Here is an 18,179-nt window from a genome sequence, read left to right as displayed (position 1 = left end):
CCGCTTCGCAGCCCAACGCGGGGCAAGCCCGCTCGCCACAGGTGACCTGTTTGCCCGTTCCATCTCTTCCACAGATGACCGTTTGCCCGTTCCATCTCTTCCACAGGTGACCTGTTTGCCCGCTCTATCTCTTAACTGACTGGCATTAGGGCTTGCCCGCGATACAGGCGACGCGGTTTATCAGTAAGTCTGCGGTGCGCCCATCGCAGACTCACTGAAACTCGACAGCGCCCACACAACAGCAACTGTACGGATAAATCCGCACCCAGCTGTAGGCCCGCAATCGCCGGGGGTTGTGGCTAGATGGGCTTCCCTTGAAGCCCTCTAGATTTCGGTTCTCCCCATGAGCTCGCGCGAAAACACCGGCATGGCCCTCGGCCTGCTGGGCGTCATCATCTTCAGCCTGACCCTGCCCTTCACCTGCATCGTGGTGCAGGAAATCCACCCGTTGCTCAACGGCCTGGGCCGTGCGTTGTTCGCGGCGATTCCGGCGGCGGCGCTGTTGCTGTGGCGCCGCGAGCGTTGGCCAACCTGGCGCCAGGTGCGCGGTTTGTGCCTGGTGATCGCAGGCGTGATCCTCGGTTTCCCGGTGCTGTCAGCCTGGGCCATGCAAACGTTACCGGCCTCTCATGGCGCGCTGGTCAACGGCCTGCAACCACTGTGCGTGGCCTTGTATGCAGCGTGGCTGTCCCATGAGCGGCCGTCGAAAGCCTTCTGGGCCTGCGCCGCACTGGGCAGCGCGTTGGTATTGAGCTATGCGCTGATTACCGGTGCCGGCAGCATTCAAGCCGGCGATCTGTTGATGCTCGGCGCCATTGCGGTGGGCGGCCTGGGTTATGCCGAAGGCGGTCGGCTGGCCAAGGAGATGGGCGGGTGGCAGGTCATCTGCTGGGCGCTGGTACTGTCGACCCCGGTGCTGATCGGCCCGGTGTGGTACCTGGCGGCGCAGCACCAGGGCGCGATTTCGATGCGCACCTGGTGGGCGTTCGGCTATGTGTCGCTGTTCTCGCAGTTCCTGGGATTCTTTGCCTGGTACGCCGGGTTGGCCATGGGCGGCATTGCGCGGGTCAGCCAGATTCAGCTGCTGCAGATCTTCTTCACCATTGCATTTTCGGCGTTGTTCTTTGGTGAACATATCGAGCCGATTACCTGGGTGTTTGCCTGTGGGGTGATCGTGACGGTGATGCTCGGGCGCAAGACCGCGGTGCAGGCTGCGCCAGCCCCCTGTAGGAGCGAGCTTGCTCGCGAAGGTCGCTAACGATAACGCGGGAAACCTGAAAGCCTGCGGTGCTCTCAGGCTTTTCGCGAGCAAGCTCGCTCCTACAGGGGGCGGCGGTCAGATCAGGTAGCCATCCGCACGCAGCAGGGTTTCCAGGCAATGCTCAGTGATGTGGTAGAACGCCTTTAGCTCTTGGATTTTTTCCAGTAACTGCGCATTGTCCAGCGGTTCGGCGCGCTTGACCGCCAGGATCATCTTGTTCTTGTTGGTGTGTTCCAGGGAGATGAACTCGAACACCTTGGTCTCATAACCACAGGCTTCAAGGAACAAGGCGCGCAGGCTGTCGGTGACCATTTCCGCCTGCTGGCCCAGGTGCAACCCGTATTGCAGCATAGGCTTTAACAGCACCGGGCTCTGGATCTGCAGGCGAATCTGTTTGTGGCAGCACGGCGAGCACATGATGATCGACGCACCGGAACGAATACCGGTGTGGATGGCGTAATCCGTGGCGATGTCGCAGGCGTGCAGGGCGATCATGACGTCCAGCTCGCTCGGTGCCACGCTGCGCACGTCACCGCACTTGAACACCAGCCCTGGGTGGTCCAGGCGCGCAGCGGCGGTGTTGCACAAGGTCACCATGTCTTCGCGCAATTCAACGCCAGTGACCTCAGCCTCGACATTGAGCGTGTTGCGCAAGTAGTCATGGATGGCGAACGTCAGGTAGCCCTTGCCCGAACCGAAATCAGCGACGCGCACCGGCCCGTCCAGCCGCAGCGGTGACGAGGTCAGCGCATGGCTGAACACTTCGATGAACTTGTTGATCTGCTTCCACTTGCGCGACATCGACGGGATCAGCGCGTGCTTGGCGTCGGTCACGCCCAGGTCGAAGAGGAACGGTCGGCTCAACTCGAGGAAACGATGCTTCTCGCGGTTATGCTCGGCCGACGGCGCTTCGCGCAATTGCTGGGGTTTGCTTTTGAACAGCGAGCTTTTGTTCTTTTTGCTGTATTCGAGCTGGGCTTCGTCGGTCAGTGCCAGCAAGTGAGCGTTCTTGAACGAAGCCGGCAACAGCTCGGCAATCGCCGCCACGCCGTCGGCCACCGGGAGGTTCTTGGTAATGTCGCGGGTCTTGTAGCGGTATACGAAGGACAGGCACGGCTGTTCCTTGACCGTCACCGGCTTGATGATCAGCCGTTGCAGCTCGGCGTCCTCACCCACGTACTTGGCCAGCACCAGCTTGATAAAAGCGTCGTGCTGAAGGCTTGCGCTCAGCAGTTCGATGAACTGGGCATGATGATCCGGCGCAGGGCGGGCAGGTTGAGCGGTAACGGACATGAACAAAAACGCCTCGGGCAGGGAATGCCGGGCATTTTAGGGGGGATGGGGGTTTAGGGCACGGGGTTATTTGATCAACGGTACTGCGCCTGACCACTTGGGACCCAATGTGGGAGGGGCAAGCCCTCCCCCACATTTGATCTCCAGTGTTGGATGTTCTATTCGAGCACGACCAGGCGGTTGGGCAGTTCATTACGTGTCTGAGTCACCGGCACATGCACCTTGAGCAACTCGCCACACGCCTCGATACAAGCAATAAACCCAGCCAGCGTCTGCCCCTGTTTGACCTGCTGGGTAAACGCCTTGACGATCCCCTCCCAATGGCTGTCATCCAGGCGGCTGGAGATGCCATCGTCCACCAGGATTTCCACATAACGCTCGGCCTCGCTGACAAAAATCAGCACCCCGGTGCTGCCCAGCGTGTGGTGCAGGTTCTGCTCCAGGAACTGCCGGCGCGCCAGGTTCGACGCGCGCCAATGGCGCACCGAACGCGGGATCAGGCGCGTGGTGACCTTGGGCAGGCGAAACACCAGGCACAGCACGATGAACGTCGCCCATTGCGCCAGCAGCAAGGTGTACATGGTCAGGTAGCCCGACAGGTAATGCACCACGCCCGGCACCACCAACGCGATCAGGCTGGCCCACAGCAATGGGATATAGGCGTAATCGTCGGCACGGGCAGCCAGCACGGTCACCAGTTCGGCGTCGGTGGTTTTTTCGACCCGGGCGATCGCTTCGGCGACCTGGCGCTGCTCGTGTTCAGTCAGTAATGCCATGGTTGTAGATGCTCTTTTCTAGTTATTGTCATTACCAGCCGCCCGACGCGCCGCCGCCGCCGAAGCCACCACCGCCGCCTCGGAAACCGCCGCCGCCGCCGCCACCGCCCCCACCGCCGCGTCCACTGCTGCTGAGGATCGCGAGCAGGATCGCCCCCACCGGCAGGCCCAGGCGATTGCACAACCACAACACGCCGATCAGCAGGACAAACAAGCCGATGGAAAACCCGGGATTATCCTTGGCAAAGTTGGCATCCGCCACATGGGCCGGCACTGCCAGTGGCTGACCGCCCACCACCTGGATCATGGCGGCTACGCCGTCGCTGATACCCTGGCTGAAATTGCCGGCCTTGAACTTGGGTGCAATCACCTGGTTGATGATCACCCAGGACTGCGCATCGGTCAGCGTACCTTCCAGACCGTAACCGACTTCGATGCGTAACTTGCGCTCATCGCGGGCAACGATCAATAACGCGCCGTTGTCCTTGCCCTTCTGGCCAATACCCCACTGGCGGCCCAATTGGTAACCGTAGTCCTCAATGGGCACGCCTTGCAGGTCGGGCACCGTGACCACCACGATCTGGTCGCCGGTGGTTTGCTCCAGCGCCTGCAACTGCTCGGTCAATTGCTGGCGCGTCGCCGGGTCGAGCATTTGGGCGTTATCCACCACCCGCCCGGTCAGTGCCGGGAAGGTCAACGCCGCCTGGGCCGAAGTGACGCATGCCAGCAACCACAGCGCCAGGCCTATCCGTAATAAACGCATCGACACCTCAATGCAGCCTTATTTGAACTTCACTTGCGGCGCTTTATCGGCATCGGCACTGGTGGCTTCAAACGTGGCGCGGATCGGCAGGTCGCTGTACATCACGCTGTGCCACAGGCGGCCAGGGAAGGTGCGGATCTCGGTGTTGTAGGCCTGCACCGCCTGGATAAAGTCGCGACGCGCCACGGCGATACGGTTTTCCGTGCCTTCCAACTGGGATTGCAGGGCCAGGAAGTTCTGGTTGGCCTTCAGGTCTGGGTAGCGCTCGGACACCACCATCAAGCGGCTGAGTGCACTGCTCAAACCGTCCTGGGCTTGCTGGAATTGCTTGAGTTTTTCCGGGTTATCCAGGGTACTGGCATCCACCTGGATCGAGGTGGCCTTGGCCCGCGCCTCAATCACCGCAGTGAGGGTGTCCTGCTCATGGGTGGCATAGCCCTTGACCACTTCCACCAGGTTGGGGATCAAGTCGGCACGCCGTTGATACTGGTTCTGCACCTGGCCCCAGGCCGCCTTGGCCTGCTCATCCAGGGTCGGAATGGTATTGATACCGCAACCGCTCAGCACGCTGCTGATCAATAACAACGCCGCGGCTTTCAAGCCCCAGCGGTAACCTTGTGCTGCTTGCATGGTGTTTCTCCTGGCCAATCTTGATGGAATTTGACGACTAACCCTATAAACCGCGCGCTTGGGGCATAATCCGCCACCACTGGAATGCATCGAGCCAATCAGCTACAAAGATGCCCAGCGCGAAAAAGAGTTCAGAGTGTGCTGCATTTATCTGAACAACACCCGAACAACAATAGACGCTCCCCACATTTTGGCCGATCAGCGCTAGCGCTGTGCAGTGAGCCGAAAAAGGATATTCATGAAGAAGCTGTGTTTGCTCGGCCTTGTTGCCACTCTGGCCACCCACCCCGTCTGGGCAGAAACAAAGCCTGCTGCGCTTAAAGACAAGGACGCCTTCGTCAGCGACCTGCTCAAGCAGATGACCCTCGATGAAAAAATCGGCCAATTGCGCCTGATCAGCATCGGCCCCGAAATGCCCCGTGAGCTGATCCGCAAGGAAATTGCCGCCGGCCGCATCGGTGGCACGTTCAACTCCATCACGCGCCCGGAAAACCGTCCGATGCAGGACGCGGCCATGCGCAGCCGGTTGAAGATCCCGATGTTTTTCGCCTATGACGTGATCCACGGCCACCGCACGATCTTCCCGATCAGCCTGGCCCTGGCCTCCAGCTGGGACATGGACGCCATCGGCCGGTCCGGGCGCATTGCCGCCCAGGAAGCCGCCGCCGACAGCCTCGACATCACCTTCGCGCCGATGGTCGACATCTCCCGCGACCCGCGCTGGGGCCGTACCTCCGAAGGCTTCGGCGAAGACACCTACCTGGTCTCGCGCATCGCCGAAGTGATGGTCAAGGCGTTCCAGGGCACCAGCCCCGCGAATGCCGACAGCATCATGGCCAGCGTCAAGCACTTCGCCCTGTATGGCGCCGTGGAAGGCGGGCGCGACTACAACGTGGTCGACATGAGCCCGGTCAAGATGTACCAGGACTACCTGCCCCCGTACCACGCGGCGATCAAGGCCGGTTCCGGCGGCGTGATGGTGGCGCTCAACTCGATCAACGGCGTACCCGCCACCGCCAACACCTGGCTGATGAACGACCTGTTGCGCAAGGACTGGGGCTTCAAGGGCCTGGCCGTCAGCGACCACGGTGCGATCTTCGAGCTGATCAAGCACGGCGTGGCCAAGGACGGGCGTGAAGCCGCCAAGCTGGCGATCAAGGCCGGCATCGACATGAGCATGAACGACTCGCTGTACGGCAAGGAATTGCCAGGGCTGCTCAAGTCCGGTGAGATCGAGCAAAGCGACATCGACAACGCCGTGCGCGAGGTGCTTGGCGCCAAGTACGACATGGGCCTGTTCAAAGACCCGTACCTGCGTATCGGCAAGGCCGAGGACGACCCGGCCGACACCTATACCGAAAGCCGCCTGCACCGCGCCGAAGCGCGTGACGTGGCGCGCCGCAGCATGGTCTTGCTGAAGAACCAGAACGGTACCCTGCCGCTGAAGAAATCCGCGACCATTGCCCTGGTGGGTCCATTGGCCAAGGCGCCCATCGACATGATGGGCAGCTGGGCCGCCGCCGGTAAGCCGGCACAATCGGTGACCCTGCTCGACGGCCTCAACGCGGTGATCGGCGAAAAAGGCAAGATCATCTATGCCCGTGGCGCCAACATCACCAATGACAAGGCCGTGGTCGACTACCTCAACTTCCTCAATTTCGATGCCCCGGAAGTGGTGGATGACACGCGCCCTGCCCAGGTGATGATCGATGAAGCGGTCAAGGCCGCCAAGGATGCCGATGTGGTGGTCGCCGCCGTGGGTGAATCCCGTGGCATGTCCCACGAATCGTCGAGCCGCACCGACCTGAATATCCCGCAAAGCCAGCGCGACCTGATCAAGGCGCTCAAGGCCACCGGCAAGCCATTGGTGCTGGTACTGATGAACGGCCGCCCGCTGTCGATTCTCGAAGAGAACCAGCAAGCCGACGCGATCCTGGAAACCTGGTTCGCCGGCACCGAGGGCGGCAATGCCATCGCCGACGTGCTGTTCGGTGACTACAACCCGTCGGGCAAGCTGCCGATCACCTTCCCACGTTCGGTGGGGCAGATTCCAACCTACTACAACCACCTGACCATTGGCCGGCCCTTCACCCCAGGCAAGCCGGGCAACTACACCTCGCAGTACTTCGATGACACCACTGGGCCCCTGTTCCCGTTCGGTTATGGCCTGAGCTACACCACGTTCAGCCTCTCGGACATGGCGCTGTCTTCCACCACCCTGAACAAGACCGGCAAGCTCGACGCCAGTGTCACCGTGACCAACACCGGCAAGGTGGACGGCGAAACCGTGGTGCAGTTGTATATCCAGGACGTGGCCGGCTCAATGATCCGCCCGATCAAGGAGCTGAAGAACTTCCAGAAAATCATGCTCAAGGCCGGTGAAGAGCGCACGCTGCACTTCACCATCACCGAGGAAGACCTGAAGTTCTACAACACCCAGCTCAAGTTCGCAGCGGAGCCGGGCGAATTCAATGTCCAGATAGGGCTGGATTCCCAGGATGTGCAGCAGCAGACCTTCGAACTGCTCTGACACCTGACACGGTCAAAAAATGTGGGAGGGGGCTTGCCCCCGATTTCGGTGTATCAGCCAGCAGATCTGTCGCTGAATCACCGCTATCGGGGGCAAGCCCCCTCCCCCATTTGATCTCAGTGTTCTTGCTAGCCGCGCCGATCCAGCACGTTCACCACCAAGCGATCAATCCAGCCCCACACCCGCTGCTTCACCCGCCGCCACAACGGCCGCGATTTCCACGCTTCCAGGCTCACCGCCTGGCTCTGGGTAAAATCCCGCTCGAAGCTGTCCACCACGTCCCGCGTCAACTCAGGGTCCAACGCTTCCAGGTTGGCTTCCAGGTTGAAGCGCAGGTTCCAGTGGTCGAAATTGCATGAGCCGATGCTGACCCAGTCATCCACCAACACCATCTTCAGGTGCAGGAAGCACGGCTGGTACTCGAATATCTGCACACCCGAGCGCAGCAGGCGCGGGTAATAACGGTGCCCGGCATAGCGTACGGAGGGGTGATCGGTGCGTGGCCCGGTGAGCAGCAGACGCACATCGACCCCGCGTCCCGCCGCTCGGCGCAAGGCACGGCGTACCCCCCAGGTGGGCAGGAAGTACGGGGTGGCCAACCAGATGCGGTGCTTGCCGCTGTTCAAGGCGCGAATCAACGATTGCAGGATGTCGCGGTGCTGGCGCGCATCGGCATACGCCACGCGCCCCAGGCCTGGCCCCGTCGCGGGCACCTTGGGCAGGCGCGGCAAACCGAAATGAGTGGCGGGCTTCCACTCCCGGCGCGCGCTGTTCGCGTGCCATTGCCGGTCGAACAACGCCTGCCAATCCAGCACCAGCGGCCCGCTGATCTGCACCATCACTTCATGCCAGTCAGCGGTGTCTTGCCCTGGGGTCCAGAATTCATCGGTCACGCCCGTGCCGCCGACCACGGCGATTTGCTGGTCGACCAGCAACAGCTTGCGGTGGTCGCGATACAGGTTGCGCATCCAGCGCCGCCAGCTCAGGCGATTGTAAAAGCGCAGTTCCACCCCGGCATCCGTCAAGCGTTTGCGCAACCCGAGGGTAAACGCCAGGCTGCCGTAATCGTCAAACAAGCAACGAACCCGCACGCCACGCCCAGCCGCCAACACCAGCGCCTGCACCATGGCTTCGGCGCAGGCCCCGGCTTCCACCAGGTACAGCTCCAGCTCCACCTGACGCTCTGCCCGGGCAATGCCCACCAGCATCTGCGGAAAAAACTGCGGGCCGTCGATCAACAACTCGAACCGGTTGGCGCTGCGCCACGGGAACACTGCGCCGCTCACGTCAGCGCGCCGTAAAGATCAGCACCGCACCCACCGGCACCGACAAACTGATCGACTTGAGCCCAGCCGCCTTGCGCAATGCCGCCACACCGGGTGCCAGGTCGAAATCCTCGGCGTGCAACACCAACGGTTCCAGGGTGACCACCTGGAAACGCCGGTCATCCAGGCGCGTGGCCAGCAGCTCGGCGTTGTAGGTCTGGGTCTTGCCATGCAACGTGACGCTCATGGGCAGGCGCAATTCCAATTGCGCGCCAGGGGCCAGGTCATTGATGGGTTGCAGGTTGATCTGCGCACTGATCAGCGCTTCAGGGAAGGTCTTGATCTCGAACAGTTGATTGCGCATGCGCTCATCACGCAGCGGGATGCCACTGTTGACCGACTCCAGCTCCACCTCCAATTGCGCAGCGCCCTTGCTGTCGACCTTGCCGTGCAGCACCAGGAAGCGCTGCACCTCGGCGATCTCGGTGTTTTTGGTGGTGACGAACGACAGGCGTGAGGATTCGTTATCCAGGTACCAGTCGGCATGGGCAGGCACTGCGGCAGCGGCCAGCACGGCGAAGGCCAGGGGTTTGATGACAGACGCGTTGAACATTAAGGACTCGTGGGGCGAAAAACCTGAACGAACCTTAACTGTGCCGCCTGCCGGGCGCAATGTAACTGACACAGCCGCCCCCACATCGGGTATGACGTTTCAGGGGATGAGGCGGCACCCCTGGTGTTCGCCCAACCATCTGGCGGTATGGGTACGCCCCAATCCACTGGCGGTGACTTCACTGCGCTTCGGGTCATCGGTGAACGCACTGATCGGCACGTACTGCTTCACATACCCCCGGCAATACTCGGCTGGATTGTCCGCCACATACCGGCACGAGCAGTACTCCTTGGCCGTATACGCCGCGATGATGTCGGGGAAGGCTTGCAGGTTGACGCGCTCGTGCCAGACCCAGCCCACCAGGGCAAGCAACAGCACGAGAAAAAGGCTGGTGAACGGCCGACGACGAATCATGGTTGCACCGCCGCAAGCACGCGCTTGAGCAGTTCGTTATGGCGGTAGCTGCCGTCGCGATCATCGCCATAGCGCACGATCACCAGGTGCTCATCCGGCATCACATACAGCGCCTGCCCCCAGTGCCCGAGGGCGGCGAAGGTATCGGCGGGGGCATCGGGCCAGGGTCGGGCAGCGCCCTGCACTTCGCGATTGAGCCACCAATGGCCGCCGGGGACGGCTTCGTCCTGGCCGGCCTTGTATTGGTCGAAAGGTTTACGGTTGAAAGCAACCCAGTCTTCAGGCAGCAATTGTTGATCGCCCCAGCGTCCGTCGCGCGCCATCAGCAGGCCGACGCGCGCCAGGTCGCGCGCAGTGAGGTAGGCGTAGGACGAGGCGACAAAGGTTTCGTCGGCATCGGTTTCCCAGGTGGCGTTGTGAATACCCAACGGCTTGAACAACGCATCCCAGGGGTAACTCATGTAGGCCTTGTGGCCGAGCATCCCTTTGAGGGCCGCGGACAATAGGTTGCTGTCGCCGCTGGAGTAACGGAAGACCCGGCCCGGTGCACTGGCGGCGTCCATGCCGGCGGTGAATTCCGCCATGTCGGCGCGGCCACGGGTATAGAGCATCGCGACGACCGAGGATTTCAGCGGGGCGAACTCGTAGTCTTCCTGCCAATCCAGGCCCGAGGCCCAGTGCAGCAGGTCGGCCATGCTGACCGTCGGGTGCTGTTTCATTGGCGGATAGAAGCGCGCCACCGGGTCAGTCAACTTGAAGCGTTTTTCGCCATAGGCCACGCCGAGCACCGTCGCCATCAGGCTTTTGCTGACCGACCAGGTCAAGTGCGGCGTGCTCGCGGTGGTGGGTTCGGCGTAGCGCTCATAGACGACTGCGCCATCGCGAATCACCAGCAGCGCGTCGGTTCGAATACCTTGGCGATGGGTGTCGTCACGCGCGGGGAATGCATAGGCATTCAAGGCATCGACAGCAGGACCGGAGAGCGGCGGGGCCTTGGCCCACTCCTTGTCAGGCCAGGTTTCAGCATGGGCAGTAACGGTGACTGACAGCAGGGCAACGCACAACAGGCCTCGGACCATGGACACAAACTCAAGGGGGCGTTCAAGCCCGCGAGCCTAGCCGAGGCCGATGACAGATTGGCGACACGGAGGGCTGTCATCTAAGCGTCACCGGAACTTCATGGAGATGACACCGAGCCTACATAGCCTGAGTTTGGACAAACAAGTCGACCGGCCGAAAGGTGGCTGGCACTCGGAGATTCGCCATGACTCAGATCGCCCGCATCAGCGACACCGGCAATGAACGCCGTCTGCAAGCCGAACGCCTGGTTGGCGCAAAGGCTTTGCAGGAAGCCCAGGCCCTGCGGTTCAACGTGTTCAGCGGCGAATTCAACGCCAAGCTGAAAGGCGCGGAATTGGGGCTGGACATGGATGACTATGATGTTCACTGCAGCCACATCGGCGTGCGGGATTTGAACAGCGGTCGACTGGTCGCCACCACCCGTTTACTCGACCACCAGGCCGCCAGCAGCCTGGGTCGGTTCTACAGCGAAGAAGAATTCAGCCTGCATGGCCTCCTGCATTTACAGGGCCCGATCCTGGAAATCGGTCGCACCTGTGTCGACCCCGCCTACCGCAACGGCGGCACCATCGCCGTGTTATGGGGCGAGTTGGCCGAGGTGCTTAACCAGGGCGGCTACAGCTACCTGATGGGGTGTGCGAGCATCCCGATGCACGACGGCGGCATCCAGGCCCACGCCATCATGCAACGCCTGCGCGAACGCTACCTGTGCAACGAACATCTGCGCGCCGAGCCGAAAAAACCTCTGCCGGCGCTGGATCTGCCGTCCAACGTGATCGCGGAAATGCCGCCGCTGCTCAAGGCCTATATGCGCCTGGGTGCGAAGATCTGCGGCGAGCCGTGCTGGGATGAGGATTTCCAAGTGGCCGACGTGTTTATCCTGCTCAAGCGCGATGAACTGTGCCCGCGTTACGCACGCCACTTCAAGGCGGCCATGTGATGCGCCGTCTGCGCGTGTACGGGCGCATCGCCCGCGTGCTGCTGGTGGTGGCGCTGGGCTTGAGCATGGCCAGTGTGTTTGGTGTGTTCGAGCGCCTGGGCGTGGCTAACTCGATGGTGCGACGCCAACGTTGGTCGCGGTTCTTTATGGCGCGATTGACCAATGCCCTGCCCTTTCGGGTGACGGTGCACGGCGAGTTGCCGCAGACACCGATGCTGTGGGTGAGCAATCACGTGTCGTGGACCGATATCCCGCTGCTGGGCATGGTCACGCCGATGTCGTTTTTGTCCAAGGCCGAAGTGCGCACCTGGCCGGTGGCCGGCTGGTTGGCGGCGAAGGCCGGTAGCTTATTTATCCGTCGCGGTTCGGGCGACAGCCAGTTGATCCGCAAGCAAATGACCCGCCACCTGGAGCAACAGCACCCGCTGCTTATGTTCCCCGAAGGCACCACCACCGACGGGCGCAGCCTGCGTACCTTTCACGGGCGCTTGCTGGCCAGTGCGATCGATGCCGATGTATCGCTGCAACCGGTGGCGATCCGTTATCTGCGCGACGGGCAAGTGGACCCGCTGGCACCGTTTATTGGCGATGATGATTTGCTCTCGCACCTAATGCGCCTGTTCGGCAATGACCAGGGCGACGTGGAAATCCATGTGCTCAAGCCGATTGCCTGCGCCGGGCAGGAACGCGCGGCGCTGGCGTTCCAGGCGCAGCAGGCGGTGCAGAAGGCGTTGTTTGGGGCCCTGCCGGAAACAGAACAGATTGCGGTTCGGCCGGCCTTCGCGGCCTGAAGCGGGCACGGGCAACAATGTGGGAGGGGGCTTGCCCCCGATGGCAGTGTGTCAGTCAACAGATTCATTGGCTGAACCACCGCTATCGGGGGCAAGCCCCCTCCCACATTTAGATCCCGGTATTCAGTTGGCGTTGTGCGAACGCCTGTAGCTCCGGGTAGAACTCACTGAAGTCTTTGCTCAGCGGCTCATACAGAATCCGCAATTCCTGCATCGCATGCCCCAGCTCATCAGGCTGCGTGAGCCGCCGCGAAATCCCGCGCAACACCGGCTCCATCATCGCGAACTCCCGGTACGAACCGAGCCAATCATCCGCCGCCATAAAGGGTGCAATCTGCGCCAACCGTCCCGGCAATTGCGGTTCGGCCGCGAGCACGCGGTACACCTGCGAGGTGAAGCGTTCCAGGGGCTGCTCGGCATACAGCGCCCAATCCCGCGCCAGGCAGTGATCGAAAAACACATCGAGGACGATCCCGGCGTAGCGTCGGCGGGTCAGGCTGAAGCGCGACAACGCCTCGCCGACCAACGGGTGGCTGTCGGTAAAGCGGTCGATCGAGCGATGCAACTGGATCGCCGCTTCGATGGGCGGGCTGAACTGGCCTTGCAGGCGGCCTTTGACAAAGTCGCCATACAGACTGCCCAGCAGTTGAGCAGGAAGTTGGCCGCCCAGGTGCAGATGTGCGAGATAATTCATGGTGCGCAGTCTATCACTGCGACCCACGTATCGTTATAACCCGATATACCGATTCAGTCTTGGCTAAGACCGAAATCATATTGGTATATCGGGATGTATCGATTTAAAGTTCGCCTAATCGCGATATAACGCTTTACGAAACCGAGCAACTGCCATGTCCATTGACCTCGACGAAATAATAAAAGCCCTGGCACACCCAGTACGACGAGACATTCTCACCTGGCTCAAAGACCCGAAAGTGCAGTTCCCCGAGCAACTGCACAACCACGAATACGGTATCTGCGCCGGCCAGATCGACCAGCGTTGCGGTTTGTCCCAGTCCACCGTGTCGGCCCACCTGGCCACCTTGCAACGGGCGGGATTGATCAGCAGCCAGAAGGCCGGGCAGTGGCACTTTTTCAAACGCAACGAGGAAACCATCCAGGCTTTTCTCGCGGCACTCGTTACTGAACTCAGCCCTGAAGTCAGTTCTGAAATGCGCGCACCGCTTTAACAAGGAAACCCAAATGCCCCTCTCGCTCCTCATCCTGGCCCTGAGCGCCTTCGCCATCGGCACCACCGAGTTCGTCATCATGGGCCTGTTGCCCGATGTGGCGGCGGACCTGGGTGTGTCGATTCCCGGTGCCGGCTGGCTGGTCACCGGCTACGCCCTGGGCGTGGCGATCGGCGCACCGTTCATGGCACTGGCGACCGCCAAGCTGCCACGCAAGGCTGCCCTGGTAGCGTTGATGGGCATCTTCATTATCGGCAACCTGCTTTGCGCCCTGGCCAGTGACTACAACGTGCTGATGTTTGCCCGTGTGGTCACCGCGCTGTGCCACGGTGCGTTCTTTGGTATCGGTTCGGTGGTGGCGGCCAACCTGGTGCCGGCCAACAAACGCGCTTCGGCCGTCGCCTTGATGTTCACCGGCCTGACCCTGGCCAACGTACTCGGTGTGCCATTAGGTACCGCCCTGGGCCAGCAAGCCGGCTGGCGCTCGACCTTCTGGGCGGTGACCGTCATTGGCGTGATCGCCTTGATCGGCCTGATCCGCTTCCTGCCGGCCAAGCGGGACGAAGAAAAACTCGACATGCGTGCCGAACTGGCCGTCCTCAAAGGGGCTGGCATCTGGCTGTCGCTGAGCATGACGGCACTGTTCGCCGCGTCGATGTTCACCCTTTTCACTTACGTGGCACCACTGCTTGGTGATGTCACCGGCGTATCGCCCAAGGGCGTGACCTGGACCCTGCTGCTGATCGGCCTGGGCCTCACCGTGGGCAACATCATCGGCGGCAAGCTGGCGGACAAACGCCTGGCGGCCACCCTGATTGGCGTATTCATCAGCATGGCGGTGGTCTCCACCGCACTGACCTGGACCAGCGTCGCCGTGATCCCGACCGAGATCACCCTGTTCCTGTGGGCCACCGCTTCATTTGCCGCCGTACCTGCGCTGCAGATCAACGTGGTGACCTTCGGCAAGGCCGCACCGAACCTGGTGTCCACCCTGAACATCGGCGCCTTCAACATCGGCAACGCCCTCGGCGCCTGGGTCGGCGGCAGCGTGATTGCCCACGGTTTCGGCCTGACCAGCGTGCCCTTGGCGGCTGCGGCCCTGGCGATCCTGGCCCTGCTGGTAACCCTGATTACTTTCCGTCAGAGCGGCGATGCCGACCTGGCCCCTGCGACCAACTGATCAACTTCAAACAGAAGGGTGTTATCCCATGACGACTATTTTCGATCCGATCAAACTGGGCGACCTGGAACTGTCGAACCGCATCATCATGGCGCCGCTGACCCGCTGCCGTGCCGATGCCGGCCGCGTACCCAACGCGCTGATGGCCGAGTACTACGTGCAACGGGCTTCCGCCGGGCTGATCCTCAGCGAAGCCACCTCCGTGACGCCGCTGGGCGTGGGCTACCCGGACACCCCGGGCATCTGGTCCAACGACCAGGTGCGCGGCTGGGCCAATGTGACCAAGGCGGTGCATGGCGCGGGCGGCAAGATCTTCCTGCAACTGTGGCACGTTGGCCGCATCTCCCATGAGTCCTACCTGAACGGTGAGACCCCGGTGGCCCCGAGCGCCATCCAGCCTAAAGGCCACGTCAGCCTGGTGCGCCCACTGGCCGACTACCCGACACCACGCGCGCTGGAAACCGCTGAAATCGCCGACATCGTCGACGCCTATCGCACCGGTGCCGAGAACGCCAAGGCCGCCGGCTTCGACGGCGTGGAAATCCATGGCGCCAACGGCTACCTGCTCGACCAGTTCCTGCAAAGCAGCACCAACAAGCGCACCGATCAATACGGCGGCTCCCTGGAAAACCGCGCACGGCTGTTGCTGGAAGTGACCGATGCCGCCATCGAAGTCTGGGGCCCCGGCCGTGTGGGCGTGCACCTGGCACCCCGCGCCGACGCCCATGACATGGGTGACGACAACTTGGCGGAAACCTTTACCTACGTCGCCAGCGAACTGGGCAAGCGAGGCATCGCCTTTATCTGCTCGCGTGAAAAGGAAGGTGCCGACAGCCTCGGCCCGCAACTGAAAAAAGCCTTCGGCGGCCCCTATATCGCCAACGAACGTTTCACCAAGGACAGCGCTAATGCCTGGCTGGCCTCGGGCAAGGCGGATGCGGTGGCCTTCGGCATACCGTTCATTGCCAACCCGGACCTGCCGGCTCGCCTGAAGGCCGATGCGCCGTTGAACGAAGCGCACCCGGAAACCTTCTACGGCAAAGGGCCAGTTGGTTACATCGACTACCCGACCCTGCCGCTGTAATCGGCCGAAACCTAAGACCAAATGAGGGAGGGGGCTTGCCCCCGATGGCGGTGCGTCAGTCACAGTATGTGTTGACTGAACCACTGCCATCGGGGCAAGCCCCCTCCCTCATTGTTGGCTGCGTGCAGGTTCTGGCTACATTGCTTCACAGAACCGAAACAAAATCGCTACAAAATACTTAGGCGGCTACCTATCAACCGCCCGCCAGCCCGTATATAAAGTCACTCCATCAATCAGGCAGAAGGACGATTGACTGTCCTTAGGCTTTACTGTTGACACAATCTGACGCAATTACACATTTTGTCTTAATTGCGCAGGTTAGGGCTCAGGCGCAGCATATCCAACCCTATGTCGGCCCAACGCTCTGCCTCCTGATGCAACGCGTAGCTGTCAGGCACCAGCAGCCATTGCCAGAGCAGCCCGTCGATGTAGGCATGCAGGCACACTGCCCCTCGGACAGTGTCGAGGTTTTCCGGAAGTTGCCCGCGGTTCACCGCGTTACGCAGTGTCAGGCCGATGCGCAGGTTGCATTCGAGGGTGTGGGTCTGGCGTTGGCGGCGCATGTCACACATTTCATCGGTGAATTCGCACTTATGAAACAAAATCTCATTGATGCGTCGGGTTTTCGGGTCCAGAACCACTTGATGAAACAGATGAATCAGCAACTTGCGCATGCACCCCAACGGGTCAACCTCATCCTCGCTTTCACTGGCGCGCGCCAATTCATCCAGGGGCTCGTGCAGGGTTTCCAGCATCGCCTGCAACAAATCGGCCTTATTGCTGAAATGCCAATAGATGGCGCCCCGCGTCACCCCGGCCAACGCCGCGATATCCGCCAGCGTGGTCCGCGCAACACCGCGCTCGTAAAAGGCATGCTCGGCGGCTTGGAGAATCTGGTTGCGCGTTTCCTGAGCTTCCTCTTTGGTGCGACGAACCATGGCAGTAAAACCTCAATCGGGATACTTGAGACTATCGGTAACGCGGCTTTAATAGGCGGTAACGATCATCTGAATAAATTGTGGGACGACACCGTCATGGGCGCCGAACGTACTAGAATCGAGGCTTTGGGCGTTGCTTTGTCAACATTGCGCGAAACCTGTCAAGAGTTTACAAACAACCATGAACGTAAGTATATTGCGTAGCAAGCTACTTATCTACTCACAACCTGTTTTTTACCCTTCCACACTTCTTGTGCGCACCCTGCGCGCCTGACCCGAGGATCTTCATGCAACTTAAGCCAGCTGTTACCGCTCTGGTCACTGCCGTCGCCCTGGCATCGCTGCTCAGCGGATGTAAAAAGGAAGAGGCGGCTCCGCCCGCTCAAATTCCTCAGGTCGGCGTGGTCACCCTTCAACCGCAAGCCTTCACCCTGACGTCCGAGCTGCCAGGCCGCACCACCGCCTACCGCATCGCGGAAGTTCGCCCTCAGGTCAGTGGCATCATCCTCAAGCGCCTGTTCAAGGAAGGCGGGGATGTGAAAGAAGGCCAGCAGCTTTATCAGATCGATCCCTCGGTCTATGAGGCCACCCTTAAAAGCGCACAAGCCAGCCTGACGCAGACCAAGTCGATCTCGGATCGCTACAAGCAATTGGTCGACGAACAAGCCGTCAGCCGTCAGGAATACGACACCGCTGTCGCCAACCGCATGACCGCCGAAGCAAACGTTCAAACCGCCCAGATCAACGTGCGCTACACCAAGGTGTTCGCGCCGATTTCCGGGCGTATTGGCCGTTCCTCGGTGACCGAGGGCGCGCTGGTCAGCAATGGCCAGGCCGATGCCATGGCCGTGATCCAGCAACTGGACCCGATCTATGTCGACGTCACACAGTCCTCGGCTGAAATGCTGAAACTGCGCCGCGACCTGGAAAGCGGCCAGTTGGAGAAAGCCGGCGCCAACGCCGCCAAGGTCAAACTGACCCTGGAAGACGGCAGCAGCTACGGCCTGGACGGTAAATTGGAGTTCTCCGAAGTGTCGGTCGACCAGACCACCGGCTCGGTGACCCTGCGCGCGGTGTTCCCCAACCCTGACCACACCCTGCTGCCGGGCATGTTCGTACATGCCCAGTTGCAAGCCGGCGTGAACAGCAAGGCCATCCTGGCGCCGCAGCAAGGCGTGACCCGCGACCTCAAGGGCACCCCGACAGCGCTGATCGTCAATGCCGACAACAAGGTCGAGCAACGTGAACTGGTGGCCAACCGTACGACGGGTGCCTACTGGCTGGTGGAAAAAGGCTTGAACGCCGGTGACCGTGTGATCACCGAAGGCCTGCAATTCATCAAGCCGGGCATCGAAGTCAAGGTCAAGGACGCCGGCAACGCCCAGCCCGCTGGCACCGCTGCTCCTGCTGCCGCTGCTGGCAAAGGGGAGTAAT

The 18,179-nt window shown here is 61.3% G+C and carries 18 protein-coding genes; 8 read left to right on the top strand and 10 right to left on the bottom strand.

From position 1 onward, the window contains the following. Positions 1-343: 343 nt before the first annotated feature. Positions 344-1,258: a DMT family transporter gene (locus tag AC1Q6I_RS05530; protein WP_102625731.1), complete on the top strand. Its 915-nt coding sequence runs from the start codon at positions 344-346 to the stop codon at positions 1,256-1,258. A gap of 78 nt (positions 1,259-1,336) precedes the next feature. Here AC1Q6I_RS05530 and AC1Q6I_RS05525 read toward each other — a convergent pair whose 3' ends face one another. The 4 genes from AC1Q6I_RS05525 to AC1Q6I_RS05510 all read right to left on the bottom strand — a co-directional run bounded on the left by AC1Q6I_RS05525 (position 1,337) and on the right by AC1Q6I_RS05510 (position 4,723). Further along, on the bottom strand, positions 1,337-2,554 hold the full coding sequence (locus tag AC1Q6I_RS05525) for a class I SAM-dependent methyltransferase (protein WP_102625732.1): 1,218 nt from the start codon (positions 2,552-2,554) through the stop codon (positions 1,337-1,339). A 158-nt stretch (positions 2,555-2,712) separates the two neighbouring features. Further along, positions 2,713-3,330 carry a TPM domain-containing protein gene (locus AC1Q6I_RS05520; protein ID WP_024073936.1) on the bottom strand — a complete coding sequence of 206 codons (618 nt, stop codon included), beginning with the start codon at positions 3,328-3,330 and terminating at the stop codon, positions 2,713-2,715. Between the two features lie 31 nt (positions 3,331-3,361). Continuing rightward, positions 3,362-4,093 carry a TPM domain-containing protein gene (locus tag AC1Q6I_RS05515; protein ID WP_102690597.1) on the bottom strand — a complete coding sequence of 244 codons (732 nt, stop codon included), beginning with the start codon at positions 4,091-4,093 and terminating at the stop codon, positions 3,362-3,364. An 18-nt stretch (positions 4,094-4,111) separates the two neighbouring features. Continuing rightward, positions 4,112-4,723, bottom strand: coding sequence for a LemA family protein (locus tag AC1Q6I_RS05510; protein WP_041160861.1), 612 nt, complete (start codon positions 4,721-4,723; stop codon positions 4,112-4,114). Between the two features lie 238 nt (positions 4,724-4,961). Here AC1Q6I_RS05510 and bglX point away from each other — a divergent pair, with 238 nt between their 5' ends. Next, positions 4,962-7,253: a beta-glucosidase BglX gene (gene bglX, locus AC1Q6I_RS05505; protein ID WP_102625389.1), complete on the top strand. Its 2,292-nt coding sequence runs from the start codon at positions 4,962-4,964 to the stop codon at positions 7,251-7,253. A 128-nt stretch (positions 7,254-7,381) separates the two neighbouring features. Here the strand turns inward: bglX and AC1Q6I_RS05500 are convergent, their stop codons facing one another. From AC1Q6I_RS05500 to AC1Q6I_RS05485, 4 genes are all read right to left on the bottom strand, one after another. Then, a complete protein-coding gene (locus AC1Q6I_RS05500) occupies positions 7,382-8,539 on the bottom strand; it encodes a phospholipase D-like domain-containing protein (protein WP_102625390.1) in 1,158 nt (385 codons plus the stop codon). A gap of 1 nt (position 8,540) precedes the next feature. After that, entirely contained in the window at positions 8,541-9,131 is a 591-nt protein-coding gene (locus tag AC1Q6I_RS05495; RefSeq protein ID WP_102625391.1) for a YceI family protein, read from the bottom strand. A gap of 99 nt (positions 9,132-9,230) precedes the next feature. Then, positions 9,231-9,545, bottom strand: a complete 315-nt coding sequence (locus AC1Q6I_RS05490; protein ID WP_102625392.1) for an amidase — start codon at positions 9,543-9,545, stop codon at positions 9,231-9,233. Beyond that, positions 9,542-10,624 carry a serine hydrolase domain-containing protein gene (locus AC1Q6I_RS05485; protein WP_102625393.1) on the bottom strand — a complete coding sequence of 361 codons (1,083 nt, stop codon included), beginning with the start codon at positions 10,622-10,624 and terminating at the stop codon, positions 9,542-9,544. Before AC1Q6I_RS05485 ends, AC1Q6I_RS05490 begins: the two co-directional genes overlap by 4 nt. A gap of 185 nt (positions 10,625-10,809) precedes the next feature. On the opposite strand from AC1Q6I_RS05485, the gene olsB reads away from it, so the two are divergent. Then, positions 10,810-11,565: an L-ornithine N(alpha)-acyltransferase gene (gene olsB / locus AC1Q6I_RS05480; protein ID WP_024073928.1), complete on the top strand. Its 756-nt coding sequence runs from the start codon at positions 10,810-10,812 to the stop codon at positions 11,563-11,565. Next, on the top strand, positions 11,565-12,356 hold the full coding sequence (locus tag AC1Q6I_RS05475) for a lysophospholipid acyltransferase family protein (RefSeq protein WP_041160860.1): 792 nt from the start codon (positions 11,565-11,567) through the stop codon (positions 12,354-12,356). The genes olsB and AC1Q6I_RS05475 overlap by 1 nt, the downstream gene beginning before the upstream one ends. A 109-nt stretch (positions 12,357-12,465) precedes the next feature. On the opposite strand, the gene AC1Q6I_RS05470 is transcribed toward AC1Q6I_RS05475, so the two are convergent. Then, positions 12,466-13,050, bottom strand: coding sequence for an acyl carrier protein phosphodiesterase (locus AC1Q6I_RS05470; protein ID WP_102625394.1), 585 nt, complete (start codon positions 13,048-13,050; stop codon positions 12,466-12,468). A gap of 154 nt (positions 13,051-13,204) precedes the next feature. On the opposite strand from AC1Q6I_RS05470, the gene AC1Q6I_RS05465 reads away from it, so the two are divergent. From AC1Q6I_RS05465 to AC1Q6I_RS05455, 3 genes are read left to right on the top strand one after another with little or no spacing between them, the layout of a single operon-like run. Beyond that, positions 13,205-13,543: an ArsR/SmtB family transcription factor gene (locus AC1Q6I_RS05465; RefSeq protein ID WP_024073924.1), complete on the top strand. Its 339-nt coding sequence runs from the start codon at positions 13,205-13,207 to the stop codon at positions 13,541-13,543. Positions 13,544-13,556: 13 nt separating this feature from the next. After that, positions 13,557-14,723, top strand: a complete 1,167-nt coding sequence (locus tag AC1Q6I_RS05460; protein WP_102625395.1) for an MFS transporter — start codon at positions 13,557-13,559, stop codon at positions 14,721-14,723. A gap of 28 nt (positions 14,724-14,751) precedes the next feature. After that, on the top strand, positions 14,752-15,807 hold the full coding sequence (locus AC1Q6I_RS05455; protein WP_024073922.1) for an alkene reductase: 1,056 nt from the start codon (positions 14,752-14,754) through the stop codon (positions 15,805-15,807). 305 nt (positions 15,808-16,112) lie between these two features. Here the strand turns inward: AC1Q6I_RS05455 and AC1Q6I_RS05450 are convergent, their stop codons facing one another. Continuing rightward, positions 16,113-16,745 carry a TetR family transcriptional regulator gene (locus AC1Q6I_RS05450; RefSeq protein ID WP_024073921.1) on the bottom strand — a complete coding sequence of 211 codons (633 nt, stop codon included), beginning with the start codon at positions 16,743-16,745 and terminating at the stop codon, positions 16,113-16,115. A 287-nt stretch (positions 16,746-17,032) separates the two neighbouring features. On the opposite strand from AC1Q6I_RS05450, the gene AC1Q6I_RS05445 reads away from it, so the two are divergent. After that, positions 17,033-18,178 (top strand): efflux RND transporter periplasmic adaptor subunit, encoded by a 1,146-nt coding sequence (locus AC1Q6I_RS05445; protein WP_024073920.1) that lies wholly within the window; start codon positions 17,033-17,035, stop codon positions 18,176-18,178. Position 18,179 lies beyond the last annotated feature (1 nt).

Source organism: Pseudomonas sp. MPR-R2A5 (genome assembly GCF_058793055.1).
The sequence above is the reverse complement of the archived record's forward strand: the minus strand, read 5'-3'. Positions and strand labels throughout refer to the sequence as shown.

Coding starts and splice junctions, on each gene's coding strand:
- AC1Q6I_RS05530 (WP_102625731.1), top strand. CDS start 344: ATGAGCTCGCGCGAAAACACCGGCATGGCCCTCGGCCTGCTGGGCGTC.
- AC1Q6I_RS05525 (WP_102625732.1), bottom strand. CDS start 2,554: ATGTCCGTTACCGCTCAACCTGCCCGCCCTGCGCCGGATCATCATGCC.
- AC1Q6I_RS05520 (WP_024073936.1), bottom strand. CDS start 3,330: ATGGCATTACTGACTGAACACGAGCAGCGCCAGGTCGCCGAAGCGATC.
- AC1Q6I_RS05515 (WP_102690597.1), bottom strand. CDS start 4,093: ATGCGTTTATTACGGATAGGCCTGGCGCTGTGGTTGCTGGCATGCGTC.
- AC1Q6I_RS05510 (WP_041160861.1), bottom strand. CDS start 4,723: ATGCAAGCAGCACAAGGTTACCGCTGGGGCTTGAAAGCCGCGGCGTTG.
- bglX (WP_102625389.1), top strand. CDS start 4,962: ATGAAGAAGCTGTGTTTGCTCGGCCTTGTTGCCACTCTGGCCACCCAC.
- AC1Q6I_RS05495 (WP_102625391.1), bottom strand. CDS start 9,131: ATGTTCAACGCGTCTGTCATCAAACCCCTGGCCTTCGCCGTGCTGGCC.
- AC1Q6I_RS05490 (WP_102625392.1), bottom strand. CDS start 9,545: ATGATTCGTCGTCGGCCGTTCACCAGCCTTTTTCTCGTGCTGTTGCTT.
- AC1Q6I_RS05485 (WP_102625393.1), bottom strand. CDS start 10,624: ATGGTCCGAGGCCTGTTGTGCGTTGCCCTGCTGTCAGTCACCGTTACT.
- olsB (WP_024073928.1), top strand. CDS start 10,810: ATGACTCAGATCGCCCGCATCAGCGACACCGGCAATGAACGCCGTCTG.
- AC1Q6I_RS05475 (WP_041160860.1), top strand. CDS start 11,565: ATGCGCCGTCTGCGCGTGTACGGGCGCATCGCCCGCGTGCTGCTGGTG.
- AC1Q6I_RS05470 (WP_102625394.1), bottom strand. CDS start 13,050: ATGAATTATCTCGCACATCTGCACCTGGGCGGCCAACTTCCTGCTCAA.
- AC1Q6I_RS05465 (WP_024073924.1), top strand. CDS start 13,205: ATGTCCATTGACCTCGACGAAATAATAAAAGCCCTGGCACACCCAGTA.
- AC1Q6I_RS05460 (WP_102625395.1), top strand. CDS start 13,557: ATGCCCCTCTCGCTCCTCATCCTGGCCCTGAGCGCCTTCGCCATCGGC.
- AC1Q6I_RS05455 (WP_024073922.1), top strand. CDS start 14,752: ATGACGACTATTTTCGATCCGATCAAACTGGGCGACCTGGAACTGTCG.
- AC1Q6I_RS05450 (WP_024073921.1), bottom strand. CDS start 16,745: ATGGTTCGTCGCACCAAAGAGGAAGCTCAGGAAACGCGCAACCAGATT.
- AC1Q6I_RS05445 (WP_024073920.1), top strand. CDS start 17,033: ATGCAACTTAAGCCAGCTGTTACCGCTCTGGTCACTGCCGTCGCCCTG.